The following is a 16282-nucleotide window of genomic DNA, read 5'->3' on the forward strand; positions in this document are numbered from 1 at the left end:
ACCTTTCAAAGCTRCTGGAGTTGGGGAAGCGTGAGGGGGGTGACGGCGTAATCGCCGCCGCCGTCGAGACCAGTGACCTCGGCGATCGCATCGATGCGGCGCGAGGATCCGCGCCCGGCGATGAAGACGATCAGATCTATCGCCTCGGCGATGAGGCGGCGGGGAACGGTTACGACAGCTTCCTGGGCGAGTTGCTCAATGCGATAGAGCGCAGAGCGAGCCGAGTTGGCGTGGACGGTGGCGATGCCGCCGGGGTGCCCGGTGTTCCAGGCCTTGAGCATATCGAGCGCTTCGGCTCCCCTCACCTCACCGACGATAATGCGGTCGGGTCGGAGCCGGAGTGTCGAGCGCACGAGATCGGCGAGCATGACCGAGCCGCGCCTCGTCCTCAGGGCAACGCAGTCCTTCGCCGCGCACTGCAGTTCGCGCGTGTCCTCAATCAAGATCACCCGCTCGTCGCATTCGGCGACTTCAGCCAGCAGCGCGTTGGCAAGCGTGGTCTTGCCCGATGAGGTGCCGCCGGCGACTAAAATGTTGCGCCGCTCGCGCACCGCTTTCCTGAGCGCATCGGCCTGCAGCGGCTGCATGATCCGGTCGGTGACATAGTTGGCCAGCGTGTAGAGCTTTGCCGCCGGCTTGCGGATCGCAAAGCACGGCGCCAGCACGACAGGTGGGAGCAAACCCTCGAAGCGCTCCCCCGATGGCAGCTCGGCGCTGACAATCGGATTGTCCGCATGCGCCTCGGCGCGCACGTGGGAGGCGACCAGACGGATGATGCGCTCCGCTTCCGACGGGTGCATGTGCACGCCGGTTTCGACGCGACCTTCTCCGAGCCGGTCGAGCCGCAACGCGCCGTCGGGATTGACCATCACCTCGATGACCAATGGATCAGCGAGCGCTTCGGTGATCGCCGCGCCCATTGCGGTGCGCAGCATGGCGCGACGGCGGTGGTCGGCTTCGGGATGAGAGCTCATCCTTCCCCTCCGACGCCACTCTCCTTGCCAAGCGAGCGTTTGCCGGACGCGATCTGACGGCCGACCTGCTCGACGAATTTGTCGAAACGCTCGTGCGCGATCGCCTGCGTTGCCTTGTCCGGAGCCGGCGTGTGAGCATGAAGGGTGATCGAAAAGCGGATGAAGAGCGCCAGGCTCTCAAGGATCATCTCGGCATCGCGCCTGACGTGGGCGAGGTCGCGGGAAAGACGATCGAGCCTCACGCCGTAGCGGCGATCGAGCTCGTTCTCCCCACGGCGCTCGATGAAGGCTTCAACCGCCTTAGCAACGATCGCGGATTTGGTGGTCGATGGATCGCGGCTGAGGTTGTCCAGCTTCTCGCTGAGGTCGGGGTCGARCAGAAACTGATGGCGAATGCGATGGGGCTTCATGCGGCTTGTTCTCGGCAGGYCGGCATCGCGCCGGCGATGAGAACAAGCATGAGACAGCTGCCAGAAATTGCTTACGGTCGTTATCTACGCCGAGATACGCTCTGGCTTTTGGGGAGCCTTCAGAAGCCGGGCACGATGTCCTTGTCGTCACCCCTGCCTTCGTTGATACCGTAGGCACGCGCCGCGGTGGAAATCCGGTCCATCACACGTTTGTCGGCGAGCGCCTCGCTATCATCGTCGGCGGGCTCGAACAGATCGTCCTGCTCAGGCTCCTGAGAGATGGCAATGTGTTCATCGGGCAATCCCGGATGACGCTGCTGCTGAACACCGCCCTCGTCTTCAGCGGCCCCACTGGCGCTTTCTTCGTCAGCGGCCAGACGACGGTCGACACTACGCACCTGTCCACTCCAATCATCCGGGCGTGATGCAGGACAGTCGGCGTAGGGACGCTCGCGCAACAACGGTGCAGGCAGCACCCGCTCGGTGAAATTCTGATCCTCGTAATAGCGCAGCTTCTTCGCCCGGATCGGAGGCAACCCTGAAACCAGTACCAATTCATCAGATGGGGGCAGTTGCATGACTTCGCCCGGCGTCAACAGCGGGCGTGCGGTCTCCTGGCGGCTGACCATGACGTGGGAAAGCCATGGCGCCAGCCGATGGCCGGCATAGTTGCGCATGGACCTCAGTTCCGTGGCTGTGCCAAGCGCGTCCGAGATGCGCTTGGCCGTGCGCTCGTCATTGGAGGAAAAGGCGATGYGCACGTGGCAATTGTCGAGAATTGCGTTGTTCTCGCCATAAGCCTTGGAAATCTGGTTCAAGGATTGCGCGATCAGATAGGCGCGAATGCCGTAACCCGCCATGAAGGCGAGCGCGGTCTCGAAAAAGTCGAGGCGGCCGAGCGCCGGGAATTCGTCCAGCATCATGAGCAGCTGGTGCTTTCTGCCCTTCTTTGGATCGCCCTCCAGCCGCTCTGTCAGGCGCCGGCCAATCTGATTGAGCACCAGTCGGACCAGCGGCTTGGTGCGCGAAATGTCCGATGGCGGTACGACGAGATAGAGTGACATTGGTCGCTCCGCGTCCATGAGGTCGGCAATGCGCCAATCGCAGGCAGATGTTGCCGCCGCTACGGTTGGATCGCGATAGAGCCCGAGAAATGACATAGCGGTCGAAAGCACGCCTGAACGCTCGTTCTCTGACTTGTTCAGCACCTCGCGCGCCGCCGAGGCCACGACGGGATGGACCTGGGGCCTCTCCGCTACGCCAAGGTGGTTTGTCGTCATCATCCGCTGCAGCGTCGCGGCAAATGAGCGTTGCGGATCCGATAAGAAGGTGGCGACCCGGGCGAGTGTCTTTTCTTCCTCGGCGTAGAGCACATGCAAAATGGCGCCGACCAGTAGTGAATGACTGGTCTTCTCCCAATGGTTCCGTCGCTCCAGCGCACCTTCCGGATCGACCAAGATATCGGCGATGTTCTGGACGTCGCGAACTTCGTTCGAGCCTTGCCRCACCTCGAGCAGCGGGTTGTAGCGAGCCGACCTGGGGTCGGTCGGATTGAACAAAGGGCAATAAGAAAACTTGGATCGCCAGCCAGAGGTTAGCTRCCAGTTCTCGCCTTTGATGTCGTGAATGACAGCTGAGCCGGTCCAAGAAAGGAGCGTTGGAACGACCAGCCCGACCCCCTTGCCTGAACGTGTCGGAGCAAAGGCCATGACGTGCTCCGGGCCGTTGTGGCGCAGATAGCGGTCGCTCAATTTGCCGAGGAAGACACCGGCCGGTCGAAACAAGCCTGCCTTCGATATCTCCTGCGTTAGGGCCCATCGTGAAGAGCCATAGGTGGTGACCAGTCCGCGCTGCCGCGCGCGCCACAGCGAACCGGCGACCGCGGCTGCACAGCCCAACAATCCACTGGCGCCGGCAAGCGCGCCTGCTTGGTCAAATACCTCAGGCGCATAGGCGTCGAAATGGAACCACCACTCCAACAGTTTCCAGGGTTTGTAGATCCGCCATCCCGCCGCGACGAACAACGGCGCGCCGAGTTGCGGCTGGTAGCCGAGCATGTGCGCGCACCATTGCGTTGCCGCCCACACGCCCAGAACGACGATTGCGAACACGGCGGCGATCTGCCCGATCAGCAGCTTCGTGGGTGTCATTGGTTTGGCTCGCCGGACAATGTAACTCAGCATCGCGCGGCCAGGCCCAATCGCGAATGCAGCTCACGTACGATTGGGTGCGATCCTCGCTCTGCATTGCCGTCAAAGCCTGTCCGTCCGGCAGTTCCAGTGCGCAGTCTGGAAATATATGTCGCTGTCCAGAATTAAGTCGGCTGCGGAGGTCGTCTGCGGCATTGTTTCGTGYGGAAGCCGGCAGCGCAGTTCGCGAGAAGGTGGCAAAGCGCGCGAAGGGAGGTCTCACCGTAGCTAACAATCGCTTCGTAGATGGGCTCCTCAAAGCTGTGTTCGGCGTCGATCGGGACGCACTCCTCCTGCGTCGGCTGCCCGATCTCGCTCCACCTGAACAGGAAAAAAGCGTTCTTCGCCAAGCCACGATGCGYCGCCACCACCCCATTCCGCGTTCTGAACATCTATTTTGACGCTGACGTACTTCGTGTCGGCAGCTACAAGGGTGGTAAAAGGAAAGATCTGGCGAATCCCAGGCTCGACGCTGAAGATGTAACCCTCGTGTGTCCTCTCATCAACGCGAGGACCGTTAAGCGCAAGCCGGCTCATTCCATCCTTGGACCCATAGAACCCCGGAACCTCGTCACCCGTCATAGTGAAGACGCGGAATCGGATGCTATTGAAGCCTCGGATCGTCTTCCCCCTGTTTTCAGCAACCAGATGGACATCTACGATTATCTTTCCGTGTAGCGGACCGAAAAACCTACACTCAATGTCGAGCYGTGTACGCGGGACCATCGAACGCTCACGGTCTTCGCGAGCTGCTACCTCAATCTTTTCTCGCTGTTCCCGATAACGTTCAAGTAGAACAGCGATCACAGCCCCGATCGCCGCAAGCAAGAGAGCGAGAGCTCCCTTGTCGAGTATCAGCTTGTAGATTTCGTATTCCCTTGTCGTAAGGGCTTCCAGCCACTCTCCATACCCCATGGTAAGCTACTCCCCTATGCACGGACGCTTGGGGACGGCGTCACCCGGCTATCTTCTGGCCGTGCGTGGTCCGTCAGACGTGAGGATAACGGTCTCATTGGTTCCGGGCGGCGTGAAGTAGGCGGCAGCTAGAGTAACAGCCGCGGTGACCAAGGTAGTGATGGCCCCGGATACCGTGTCGGGTAGGGCATGGTTTAGCTCTATGCCGTAGACAAGTAGTGTCGAGATCGCCGCGCCGACAGCAGAGCCACCCGTCGCCGCTACTGCCTTGTTGGTGGGTGTCCGCGATGCCACTGGAGAATTGGCGCCTACTTGGGCCGGRAAAGCTCCAGGTTCGGTCGGAATACCTCCCGGCTTTGGTGGGGGCGGGGGCGGCGACTTCGGCGACGACGGTTTGGGCGAGCTAGCCATGGAATTTCCTCTCGTTTGATACCTGCACTCAGTGTCTCGTTTGTTTCCAGATGTCGGGCGCCGGATTTGTTTTGGATGGGGGGCCAATCGCAAAGGAGATGGATTGAACGTCATTTCTGGTGGAGTTTGCGTTCGCGGAGCCTGAGAGGAAGACAATATCGAAGTCTACGCCTCCCTTTGTAGTTTTCGTAACACCGAAGTCCGCACCATACTGGACATTGTCTACCTGCCCCAAAGGGTAGTATGGAGAGTTGACTTCTAGGCCGGAGATAATTCCGGCAAGCCAGTCAGAGAATCCGAACTTCAACTGCGTTGCGGCGTCAACCTGATTGCAAACGTCGGCGTTGGTGGCATAAAGATAGTACCTGAACGGCAAGGTGGTCGTGAGCGTCCCAGTCTCTGCTGCCGAGGCGGAAAAGTTGGGCAAAATACTCGCCGTTGCACCTGAGTAAGCAAACACGAAGGGTCCACCAGCCGCTRCCTTCCCTTTCAAACTGAAGTCTTTTGACAGGTTATAGACAATTTTGAGGGTCAGGGTACCAGCCGCAACCTGCCCTTCGAGCACCTTCACTTTATCCGGATTTCGTTYTTTCATCAGAGCGGTTGCGAAGGCGCACTTTAAAGCGCCCCAAATAAGCGGAACTTGGACAAGACTCTCCGCGCTGGTCGGTGGCTTTGTTGCGCAACCAGCCAAGAGGACTGCAAGTGTCAGGCCGACCAGCCGCCTCATAACGCCCTCCCCAAAACATTCACTCCCCGGCAAAGTCGGGCTCTTGGCGAGCCCGATCTCATCGGCCGCCCACAGGCTGAGGTTTCCGCTTTCGTGCCTGGGCTTTCTTCGTCGTTGCCGTTTTTGTGGACCTCTTCGCGGAAGAAGCCTTGGCCTCTAACGCGGGCGCTGGTGACAGTTGGTTCATTCCAAGCGCGGTTGCGAATTTTTGCGCAATCATCCTGAACCCCGTCGGGTCTGGATGCAGTTCGTTCGCCCAATGGGTGTCGTTGAGCGTCCCTTGCGTCGGCACGACATGGAATTTGTTCGAGGATCGGCCGCCAATCCATCAAGCATGGCTTTGAACTGGGCCAGGGCGTCATGAACAATCACCTTGCCCGGGCCGGCCGGCCAATTGCAGAAATCCAATGAAGGCTTCAGCCAGGGCCCGTATCCGCACGGCGCTGGCACTCCGTTTGGGGTCGGGAAATCATAGCAATGACCGTAGATCGGCACACCTGGTGCATGCCGATCGCGCAATGAAAACAGCGCAAGATAACTCGATTTGACGATAGCCATGACGCCGGCGTATCGCTGCGCGTTCAGGCCGCTTGCTGCCCCATCGTTGTAATTCAGGAAAATACAGAAGTTGTTGCCGGCAACGTCGTTGCCGCCCGCAGACGCGATGATGGCGTCCGGCTTTCCGTTCGGCCACTTCGATTTGTCCATCAGCAGTTGCAGGATACGTTCCTGCTTCGGCAAGCTCATCTCATCGGTTGACGCGTCGCCGCGATGCGCCGTCGAATAGATGATGGGTGATGGGCTGCAGATCGCCTGCAACTGAATCTTGATATCTGAAGGGCCGGACAGCGGATTGTTGCCCTCGATGGGGTAGTCCAACCACGAGTCGCCGATCGCAAGAAGGTGTTTCGGCGCTAGATGAAAGTCCGCCTGAAGCGCCGTCGCCGCTTCTTTTGCGGCCCGATATCGCATCGACTGCTTCTGCTGAGCATCGTTCCATGCCGCGAGGTCGCGCTCTATCTGCGCTTGCATCTGAGCGTGAGGGTCCATTTCGACGGCCATCAAATTCTCCCCAATCGTCAATCTGGATCTGCAGACGGAAGCTATCTGCCGCCACAAAGCCAACCCAGGACGGATATCCGTCACCCGTTAGCTAGCGGCGCGCCTTGCTCGTCGAACTTCGGCACCAAATCATCWGTGTCTTCGTCCAAAGTCACGACCTCATCGAGATCGATTTCCGTTGAGTCCTTGGAAACGAAACCGGCAAGCGGTGATGTGGCTGAATAGCGAAGAAAGTAGTCGACTGGCGTCTTGTGTCCTTTGCCTGAAGCAAATCGAGGATGCGGCGAGAAACTCTCCTGATTGTCCGCGATCAGCATCTGATCGGCGTCCGCTCGCTTGACGACCAGGAATATGTGATCGGCTCCAGCTGTAGTCTTGTCATCATCCCGGCAGACGCCGACGTCACCGGCCTGCTGGTTCCCGACGTCGACCTTTTGCCATCCGTGTTGCCTGAGATATTGCGCCAATGCACCTGCGCCATACACGATCTTGGCGAGTGGATAGCCCGCACTCTGCAGAAACAGGCTCAAAGTACAGGCGCAGGCGTTATGCAAAGTCGGCTTTCCGTAAATCCRCACCATGGCCTGGCTGGCCTTTTGGCGGATCACCTGACACGAGCCGGCATCCGATCCGAGATTGATCAGTTTCTCGACAAGGTCGCCGATCGTCGCGCTTTTTATCGCGCGGGGCGATAAGGCACTGCCACTTTGYGTCCCGACAGTCCATCCCTCATGAACTTTGATGGCTCCCGCGAGCTTATTGAGCTCAGCACTCGACAGYGTGCCCACGATCTTCGAGGAAGGAACGCCAACAGCGGCCGTAACGGCGGCGATATAGGCTTCGGTATCATTGTTGTCGGCTGGCGGCGCGTAGCGATAGAAGGCGTCGCGAATCGAAAGGTTCTTGTAGGAATTGCTGGTGAATAGAGYCACGATTGCGGCCGAGCCGGTTTCCTCGTCGGGAAAGATTCCAAATTTGCCATCGTCGCCAATAGACCCATGGGCTTCGGAAAACGATCCCCGGGCGATATTGCCGGGGTTGTTGTTGCGCCAGGAGCGACTGCCGTCCTTCTTAGTAAGTTCATTACCGGATCGATCGCGGTAAGTTACCTGTCGCTTTCCGGAGACCCACGCAACTACAAACGCCATGAGATCCTCCTGATAGGCGCATGAGAGCAACGTCACTTAGTCTTTAAATTCCGGGATCCGCTTGTTATGACGCAGTCCCTGCGGGGAAAGCTACGCTATCGCAATTTTCCCAGGCCTTTTTGTCTTGCTCGCCATTCGCACGATGGGCCTTTATATATGGTCCATAGTCAGCCCAAGTCTGCCTTAAAGCGTCTCCTCGCATCTCGCCAATAATGTCAAGCGAGAAGAGATTCATCTTTCCGCCTAAACACACGTAGTCATATAGATTCAGGAGCCGGTATACCTGTGTCTGTACTGCAGAATTACCGTCGCCGTCTATGTACTTTGGATMAAATCGTTGTTGGCCCTTCACCCCGTTAAGAGCATCTAGGCGTATCTTTTCCGCAACGATTGCCGATATTTTCGTGTCAAGATCGTTCATAACATCCAATGTCCTATTTCTCTTCGCGTCGACGTAGAGAACTATTGGAATAGCGAGCGCAGYAATTGCAGTAACAATGGCTGCGCCGGCGCTGCAGAAGCCAAGCGCACGATCAATTTTTTGCACTCATCCGCTCCTATTTGACGATTTTTCTACACTGGCTAGGCCACGGGAGCATTGACAGCTCCGATCGCCGATTTGAATACTGTGAGAAGGTCTTCGCCTTTGGGTGCTCCGAGCCCGGTGCATGCATTCCAACCGCCGCCAGCGGAGTAGCCTACGCCGTTGTCCTTATTGTCGCCTTTGGTGATCTGGCTGAATGCCTGCGGGGCGCCGTAAAGGTACGGTTGAATGAAGCCAAGCGGGCGACCGCACGCTTCGTTGATCAGGGCGATCAATCCGGCCCATAGTGGCGCGACCGCGCTCGTCCCTCCGATCGTGGCACCGCTCCCCGCGACGACAATTCGATAGCCGCTCCGCGGATCGGCGTCACCCGCGACGTCCGGCACTCCCCTCCCTTTTCCCTGGCGAGGGTTGACCGAGGGCGGGAACTGGACGTTCGCCTGGTATCCCGGGGCGTCGAACCGGTCGCTAATTCCGCCGCCAGTGCCAGACCCGCCGTGGTTCCAAACGGCCTCACCCGTAATTTTCCCCTTGGCGGTATCGATAAAGGTGCCTCCACAACCAACGGCATAGGGCGATGACGCTGGGAAATCGACGTGCCCGTGGYCATCGCCAACGCCATCTGTAGCCAGGTTGTCGCCGGCAGCAGCAAACACGGTTACTCCGCGCGTTGCGGCATCTTTCAATGCAGAGTTCATCGCCRCCAAGCCCTGCCCGGTCCATTGCGATTCGGGCGAGCCCCAGCTGATGGAAATAACCGACGGTCTGTTCTGGGCGTCGTTGACGGCACGGGTTATCGCGTCGACGAAGCCCTGGATGGTATTTGGTGYGAAATAAACGGCGATCTTGGCGCCCGGTGCGGCCCCGCCAGCAACTTGAATGTCGAGCGCGACTTCTCCATCCGCGTTTGGATCCGGTCCRGGATTATTGCCTCCCCCCGATACCGAGATAGCAGTCACCGTAGGGACCGGCAGCCGCATAGTCTCGAAGGCGAGCCGATTGTCGCTGTCGCGATAACCTCCGCCAAGTTCAATGAGCGCGATGCATTGTCCGGCGCCAAGCCCTTTGGTTTGGGGAAAGTTGTAAAAACGCCCTACTTCGTTTGGCAGATGACCGGTCACCACGTGAGGATTGGCCCCGCGGGTGAGCTTTTGTTTGGCGATAGGTCGGGTGTCTAGACCAAGGACAGCTTCAATGCTGCCGACAACGTCGGCAGGTRCCGAAAGGCTGCCAGATCGCGCTCTGAATGCGTTCTTGCCATCGTTGTAATAGTGCAGTTTTGTTCTGAAAGCAGCTTCGAGCTTATCAGCTGGGCCGGCAAGCTTTATCAGCCGCCGAGCGGGATCCTGYAGCACTACCGACAAGCCAGCTTCGCTGGCAAATTTGCGAACCTTGTCGAACGCTGCGCTATCCCGCGCCGCGGTGGACTCGGTGGTGGAAGGCGGTACGGCCCCAGGTTTCATCTTCAGTAGCGGGTCGCCACCTTCGTCTTTGACGTACACACTCACTTCGATTTGCTCGCGCGGATTGGTGGCGTGCACGGAGGCTATTGGTGCCGATCCGACAGGTGGCTCTCGGTTGCTGCCAGGAATTTCAACATATTGGGCCGGCATCTCGATGTTCCTCCCTGGTTTTGCTTGGCTCAGACCACATGTTTCAAGCGGGTCGCTTGTTCTATTTTCAGCGAGCAACCTCAGCCAAGTGCCTATTGACCTTGACGAATGGGAGTTGGATGCCCCGCCGAACCAACAGCGAACGATCTAATCCGAGTATTTTGCGGACACTGGCTAATGCCGCCTCATTCACTTCGATATATGCCACGATGTACCACTCGCCGTTTTCTTCCCTGGCCATGCCTAGCGGCTTGGCGTGCCACTTCAGCGCGCCGTGGTGGGGCATAAAGTAAGTCTCCTGGACGCCGCCGACAGCGCTCAGGCCTTCGTCGAGGGCGTATTCCATGACCGCGCAGCAGAGCTGCGTCAGCGTGCCCCTCAGCCCGGTCGAACGCTTTTCGGGTACGACGAAGGTGCGGGTCCATTCGGCCCAGTCAGGACGCCTTGGAACGCCCGATTTCTCGCACATGTGAGGAAAGACCTCTGAGACCATGTGCGGCTCGCTCGTTGGGATCAATCGGGCCGAGGTCACGACGCGACCCTCTTCCATGCCGAGTAGGTAGGTCGCCGCGTCAGTATCGAACTGGTCTAGTTCGCGACCGTCTGGGCTCGGAGGGCGCCAACGTTTTTGATGGACGAAGAAGTCRTGCCGGCGGCGCAGAAACTCGTCGAATTCGTTTTCGTAGAGATGCCTGTTCTGCGCATTGACGACATGAGCCGTAATCATCGCGCGATCCCCCGATCGTTCTTKGGGGGATAGTTGCAGCCGTTCTAATTTGCGTCACCTGTCCGATCGGACAGTTGACTGGCTCAAGGATGAATCAGGCGCCGGCGCACCGCCTCGACGACGGCCTGYGTGGTAGTGGCGACGCCGAAGGCCTCGCGGGCCCTTGTGGCGTGCCATTTGACGGTGCGCTCCGTTAGGCCGAGGATCTGCGAAGTTTCGGACGAAGTCTTGCCGGCCGCCGCCCACAGCAGCACTTCCTTTTCCCGGTCAGTCAGCGGCCCCTCGCCGTCTCCGGCGTCATTGGAAAAGGACTGGATCGTCATGCCGGCGTAGACCGCCATGGTTACAAGCTGCACCTGCTGGCGCGCAGACAGATTGCAGGTCTTTTGCGAGGAGGCAAATGACAGCACCGATTGCCAGTGGTGGACACTCAGCATCGGCACGGCGAAGCCGCTCCAGATGCCGAACTCCGTCGCTTCGCCGGCGACGCGCCGCGAAGCTTCCGTCCCAGACCATCTGGCGGGTACATCGGACCAAAGGAACGGCTTCAACGTCTTGGCCGAATAGATGCAGACGCCGTCCACGGCGRCATGCTCGGCTTCCACATAGCGCTCGAACCAGCCTTCCGGCCAGCCGTTCAATTCTACCATCGGCGCGAGTTTCTGCCCGCCCAGGGGCACGCCACTCAATATAAGATGCTCGAATCCAAGCTTTGTTACTGTCCCGAGCAGATCGCACAAAAGCGGCCCTGTAGCCGTGTGCTTCCGGCACCRCTCGACAAAGTCGAATACATCAGAATCGATCATGCCAGAGCCCCGTCTCCCGCACGAACAATCTATAGCTTATTTTAGAAGACTCGCATACGCAAAAGCCCGTGATATCAGGTCGTCCAGGGCAAGCCTCGGCAGCCTATCAATGCTTGCCTGATGCGATAGCTGGCGCTGCTGATCTAGAGGGGTCCGCGATGACGCGAGGGAAACGCTTGGCTGGCGCCAACGAGAAACGACAAGGGTCGTCTCGACCTAAAGTGGAGAAAACCGGCACGAGGCCAGTGCCTGCGTCGRCTGAAGCAAATAGTCCGTCAAAATCGTCGGATGTCAAAGTCGCGGCCAGCCAGAAACGTAGTATGATCGAGAATCCGTGGATCGCTCTCCTCCTGCTGCCGATCTTCACCACGCTGTTCGGTGTCCCGGCAGCCCTGTATCTCGATAACTGGCGCGCTTCGCGCGAACAGAAGGACCGTGTCGTCGGTTTTCTGCAGATCGCTGGTCAGGAATGCGAAGCGATCAACAAAACGCTGGCCGGGGTGCAGATCGACCAGCAGCCCGTTTTCGTCCCCTCCCTCGGGATTGCCCTCTTGAACATCCAGCAGGATGCAGAGAGCCTCAAAGTCATTCCGGCGGATGATTTTCGCGATCTCGTTCGGCAACTGGTCGGCATCCAATCAACGTTGAGCGATTATGGTCGCCTAGCAAACGACTATAGGCTCCTGGCAATACAGACCCCGCGCGGCCTTCCGCCTCTCATCCTCCCGATGCCCGATGGCCCGCCGAAACCGGAAACACCGCAGGAAGCCGCTGCGCGATATGCCAAAGCGATGGAAGACTTGGAGACAATGCGGCAGACACATCTGGCGCATATGCGCCAGACCTTGCAGTCCTACAAGGACGCGGTGAAAAGCTTCTGTGTGGTCGGCGCACGCATCCACGACCAACTTGCAGGCGGGACCCCTTAGGGCTCGCCCCAATCAAATCGAGGCCCCTCGTTAGACGACGTAGGTCGCGAATTCGATGTGCCGTCCGGAATTATCTGTCGCTGTCCGGAATTAAGCCGGGCTGCGGAGGTCGTCTGCGGCGTCGTTTCGGCGCTCGCGCAGAAGCCTGAGCACATCGCTGCCGCACGACATGCCGCGAAGCGTGGTCTCTATCCGGGAAAGACGAATGCTGCCGAAGCCGCTGGTACCGGCAGCGCAATTCTGGAGCAGATGGCAAAGCGCGCGAAGGGAGGTGTATTGCCCGTAGGTGGCGATTGCCTCGTAGGCGTCGGCCCCCTCAACTTTGTGTTCCGCGCCGATCCTCACGCAATCCTCCCGCGTCGGCTGCCCGATCTCGAAACGCATACCGATACGGCTTTCGATCTGATCCACGGCGTGGGTATCACGCCTCGTGCCCGCTAGCCGATGAGTGTTGCCGGCGAGCAGTAGAGCGAAGCCGCACCTCTCCTGAAGATGCAGCAGCTCCCGCAAAACAGTGGGTGTGAAGTTCTGATTTTCGTCCACCAGCAACGGGCGCGTCGGGCCGTATCGGGCGCCCAAAAAATTCATGCAATCCTTCGCAAGATCGTATGTGTGCTTGCTGTCCCTTTGGACGCCGTAGGCGTCATGCAGCATCAGGAACATCGGCCTGATAGCCTTGGTATGCTGCGCAACCTCACAATAGGCAGCTCCGCTTTGGGCGGCTATCCAGTTGAGCGCTACAGTCTTTCCGAGTCCTGCTTTGCCGACCGCAAGCACCGGATATCGCATCTTGACCGCCGTATCGAATGYAGTCCGTACGGTGAACGCGGCGCGGGTTTCGATAAACGTCATCCGACGATCCTCTTCGCCAAGTCCATCTGAGCGGCTATGCGCTCGTCTTGTTCGCGTCGGCGCTCTTCGGACGTCGAAGCCCCCTTCGGCATCACGATCCGCGCCGGCCGCTTCGCCGGATCGTAAGAGACGATGYCGACGGGCTCGTTGAGGACCGAGTCAGGCTGGGCTTCGCCGCGTGCGATCAGGCGTGCAGCCACGTCGATATCAGGCGCTGACCGATCGAGGTCACGCACCGCCTGCCGATGCACCTTTGCGCGTTCGGCTGATGCTTTTGCGCCGCGCTTGTCGAGCGGATGGAACTCGACATCGGGAAAGGCTATGCCGACTCGTTCGCCATAGCGGCCAAGCAGCAGCAACTCGGCCGGGGTGTGATAGGCCGGCACACGGACCCAAATCTTCTCGTACTGGTAAGCTTGCAATTCTGGGCATGTCCAATGACGGCCACCGACCGATATCGCACCCTGAACAACCGACCGCTCTTCGGTTCGCGCACATGCCGCGCGTACTTCATCGCGCCTCATCGCAGTCGGCGCCCATCCCGCCTCGAGGTGTTTGYGGAACGTGGCTTCAGGGGAGAGGCCTTTGAGTGCGCTCTTCTTGCCCTGCGCAGTGTGATTATAGGTGCGCACGAAGCCTTCWATGGCTGGCACCACATCTTCGAACGCGCCGAACGGAGCGACCGTCCTGCCGATCGCCTCCTGCTTCTTGCTCATTCGGTTGCCGCCGATGTGGCCGCGCGCCGTGCTGAAATAGCGCGTCTCCAGGTCGCCGAATAAACGCTCAATCGGCTTTGCGGAGGCGTTGTAGGGCAAATCATTGATGAGGTGGGTTGATCGGGACGGGCCATGGAAGCCCGGGACGGTAAGCTGCATGGCATCGTCCAGAAAGGCGGCGAAGCCGAATTCTTTGCCGTTGTCGACATAGAGCGACTGCGGCATGCCCCACGCTTCGATCATGGCCGCGAAGACTTCAATCACGTCGCGGTTTTGCACGCCGCCGCGCTTTTCGAAAAAGATCAGCCCTATCCAGAGGCGCTGCGTCGCCCAGTCTAAGAAGCCGATCAGCCTAGCAGTGGCGACAGTGCCATCAGGACGAGTGAGGTGAATGTCGACAGGGTGAACATCGCCGACCACCAGTTCCATCGGCTGCATGCCAGCAACGGTGCGGCGGATGCGCGGCCGGCGATCATCATAAGCCTTATGGTCGCGCTTAAACCGGTGGACGTTTCGGAAGTGGAGTTCCGCTGAGATGAGGTCGGTTGGGATAGAACAAGCGCGCTCCAGTACGTCGGAATCCCCGGGACGGAAGCCCCAGGCCCGAGTCGCGTCGATCAGGAACTTCTCGGCTTCTTGCAGGGTGTGACCCCACGACATGCCGCCTTTGAGCAGGCCCCGGATTTCCTGCTTTAGGTCCTCCGCGATTTTTGCCTTGGTGGATGCGTCGAACGGGACCAGCTTGTCCCACCTCCGGCTTATGACGACACGCTTCTTACCCCTGTCCGATCGACCATGCCGTCCGACCTTCATGCCTTCGTCAAAGCGTGCGGCATGGCGCTGCAGCGTCCGCAGGGAATAGCTGACCGCCGTACCCTCCCAATTCCTCGTTGGGTTGTCTACCAGCTCGGCCAGGGCGTCGGTGCGGGCAATCGATTTGATTGGATGCTGAAGCGCTGGCCTCAGGTAATCGAGCCACCATGTGTGCTCTGCCGTCCTGCCAGTGATTGATTTCGAGTGGTTCTCAACGAGGGTTTGAGAGACCTTTAAACGGTGCCGGTATTCCAGCGGCAGGGACGTGGAATTCACCTGATATTGCTCTCCGGCGTTCCCGCCGCGCCGACCATTGACCTTCCGCACTTCGAGCGGATTCTTTCGCCAGCGACGCCGACGAAGAGCGCGATGAGCGACTTGTCTCCTAATGCCGACCAGCTCAGCAAACTCAACTGTAGACAGCCACTCACCCATAGCTAGCAACCTGGCATCGATGCGGGGCAATTCCTGAGGCGGGGATATGCTACATCGCGAACGTGTAGGCTATTTGAAGATCGTCCGAGACCACCTCGCGGAGCGCATCGACGAAACAATCAACGACCAATATCTGGCGAGCCGTCTTGTCGGGTTGGTCATGCKCACTGCGGACGGGAACTGTTTACCGCAGCTGAACTGAAGCGAATCCGCCGAGAGGTGCGAGCACCACTCGTTCGATGAGGGTTACCAAACCTGCCGCTGGGGGTTACCAATGCGCGTGTTGGGTGGCCTTAGGTTACCAATGGGGGCCGAAATAAGCTCAATCAAAACATCTCCTTGGGGCCAGTCGGAAATTGATTGTCGTTGGGGCACATTGGTAACCCGTTGTTCGCAGGTCCTTGGTAACCCCCTCGGGCGAAAGCGGCGGGATATCATCCACTTAGCAGTCCGGCCAACGACAGATAATTCTGAAGTCTTGCCCCTACCGACGACAGATAATTTCGGACGCCATACCAGACTGCCTTTTATGCGACTTTCGAAGTACAAAAGGCGAACTTTTAGAGGTTGTTTTTCAACGTCAGCTGCCATCACTCGTTCGGTGACCGGCTAGCTGGCGAATGGGTAGAAGGGGGGCCGCAAGCTGACTGGCGGCCCCTCGGGAGCCATGCCGAGAAGCAGATTTGCGTGTTTCGGTAAATCCCGGACACCCTTTTCGCTAAATCCCGGACAGTGATTTCAGTAATTCGCGGACAGCGATTCCGCTAAATCCCGGACAGTTTTCGGGAGCGGATTTGGCGGTCGGTTCTCGGCTGCGCCGTTCTGGCAGTTTGGCCTCTCACGATGACGTTGAGAGGGGCCATGCCGAGACGGAAGCAAGCGAGACGAACGAGCGTGAGGGATATCCAAGCGATCTTGCGCCTGACCCATGAGCAGGGTCTTTCGGTGCGTGAGGTGTCGGAACGGCTGAAGATCAGCAAGACGACAGTATCGACCTATTTGCTGCGG

The 16282-nt window shown here is 59.0% G+C and carries 15 protein-coding genes; 2 read left to right on the plus strand and 13 right to left on the minus strand.

The features are described 5' to 3' along the window. Positions 1-5: 5 nt before the first annotated feature. The 11 genes from trbB to ORS3428_RS17395 form a co-directional block, all read right to left on the minus strand. Positions 6-974, minus strand: coding sequence for a P-type conjugative transfer ATPase TrbB (gene trbB / locus ORS3428_RS17345; RefSeq protein ID WP_071099531.1), 969 nt, complete (start codon positions 972-974; stop codon positions 6-8). Continuing rightward, entirely contained in the window at positions 971-1384 is a 414-nt protein-coding gene (locus ORS3428_RS17350) for a CopG family transcriptional regulator (RefSeq protein WP_071099532.1), read from the minus strand. Before ORS3428_RS17350 ends, trbB begins: the two co-directional genes overlap by 4 nt. Positions 1385-1503: 119 nt before the next feature. Next, positions 1504-3534: a conjugal transfer protein TraG gene (locus ORS3428_RS17355; RefSeq protein ID WP_071099533.1), complete on the minus strand. Its 2031-nt coding sequence runs from the start codon at positions 3532-3534 to the stop codon at positions 1504-1506. 294 nt (positions 3535-3828) lie between these two features. After that, on the minus strand, positions 3829-4488 hold the full coding sequence (locus tag ORS3428_RS33340) for a hypothetical protein (protein ID WP_071099534.1): 660 nt from the start codon (positions 4486-4488) through the stop codon (positions 3829-3831). A gap of 439 nt (positions 4489-4927) precedes the next feature. Further along, positions 4928-5629 carry a hypothetical protein gene (locus ORS3428_RS17365; RefSeq protein WP_071099535.1) on the minus strand — a complete coding sequence of 234 codons (702 nt, stop codon included), beginning with the start codon at positions 5627-5629 and terminating at the stop codon, positions 4928-4930. Between the two features lie 216 nt (positions 5630-5845). Continuing rightward, a complete protein-coding gene (locus ORS3428_RS17370; RefSeq protein WP_131802910.1) occupies positions 5846-6691 on the minus strand; it encodes an SGNH/GDSL hydrolase family protein in 846 nt (281 codons plus the stop codon). A gap of 80 nt (positions 6692-6771) precedes the next feature. Then, the gene (locus ORS3428_RS17375; RefSeq protein ID WP_131802911.1) at positions 6772-7839 is read right to left on the minus strand and encodes a hypothetical protein; all 1068 of its coding nucleotides are present in this window, start codon (positions 7837-7839) and stop codon (positions 6772-6774) included. Between the two features lie 64 nt (positions 7840-7903). Continuing rightward, complete coding sequence (locus tag ORS3428_RS34430; protein WP_443136860.1) at positions 7904-8386, minus strand: DUF4760 domain-containing protein; 483 nt, start codon at positions 8384-8386, stop codon at positions 7904-7906. A gap of 35 nt (positions 8387-8421) precedes the next feature. Next, positions 8422-9996 carry a S53 family peptidase gene (locus ORS3428_RS17385; RefSeq protein ID WP_071099539.1) on the minus strand — a complete coding sequence of 525 codons (1575 nt, stop codon included), beginning with the start codon at positions 9994-9996 and terminating at the stop codon, positions 8422-8424. Between the two features lie 67 nt (positions 9997-10063). After that, complete coding sequence (locus ORS3428_RS17390) at positions 10064-10723, minus strand: acyl-homoserine-lactone synthase (protein WP_040980057.1); 660 nt, start codon at positions 10721-10723, stop codon at positions 10064-10066. 83 nt (positions 10724-10806) lie between these two features. Then, the gene (locus tag ORS3428_RS17395) at positions 10807-11529 is read right to left on the minus strand and encodes a helix-turn-helix transcriptional regulator (protein WP_071099540.1); all 723 of its coding nucleotides are present in this window, start codon (positions 11527-11529) and stop codon (positions 10807-10809) included. Positions 11530-11849: 320 nt separating this feature from the next. On the opposite strand from ORS3428_RS17395, the gene ORS3428_RS17400 reads away from it, so the two are divergent. Further along, positions 11850-12458 carry a hypothetical protein gene (locus ORS3428_RS17400; RefSeq protein ID WP_071099541.1) on the plus strand — a complete coding sequence of 203 codons (609 nt, stop codon included), beginning with the start codon at positions 11850-11852 and terminating at the stop codon, positions 12456-12458. Between the two features lie 90 nt (positions 12459-12548). Here ORS3428_RS17400 and ORS3428_RS17405 read toward each other — a convergent pair whose 3' ends face one another. Together ORS3428_RS17405 and ORS3428_RS17410 are read right to left on the minus strand one after the other, a co-directional pair. Then, on the minus strand, positions 12549-13310 hold the full coding sequence (locus ORS3428_RS17405; RefSeq protein ID WP_122984383.1) for an AAA family ATPase: 762 nt from the start codon (positions 13308-13310) through the stop codon (positions 12549-12551). Further along, a complete protein-coding gene (locus ORS3428_RS17410; protein ID WP_071099542.1) occupies positions 13307-15274 on the minus strand; it encodes a hypothetical protein in 1968 nt (655 codons plus the stop codon). The genes ORS3428_RS17405 and ORS3428_RS17410 overlap by 4 nt, the downstream gene beginning before the upstream one ends. Before the next feature lie 861 nt (positions 15275-16135). Here ORS3428_RS17410 and ORS3428_RS32515 point away from each other — a divergent pair. Beyond that, a partial coding sequence (locus tag ORS3428_RS32515) for a helix-turn-helix domain-containing protein (RefSeq protein ID WP_122984384.1) occupies positions 16136-16282 on the plus strand: 147 nt, incomplete at its 3' end.

The organism is Mesorhizobium sp. ORS 3428, from assembly GCF_001854785.1.
In the GTDB taxonomy this organism is placed as follows: domain Bacteria; phylum Pseudomonadota; class Alphaproteobacteria; order Rhizobiales; family Rhizobiaceae; genus Mesorhizobium.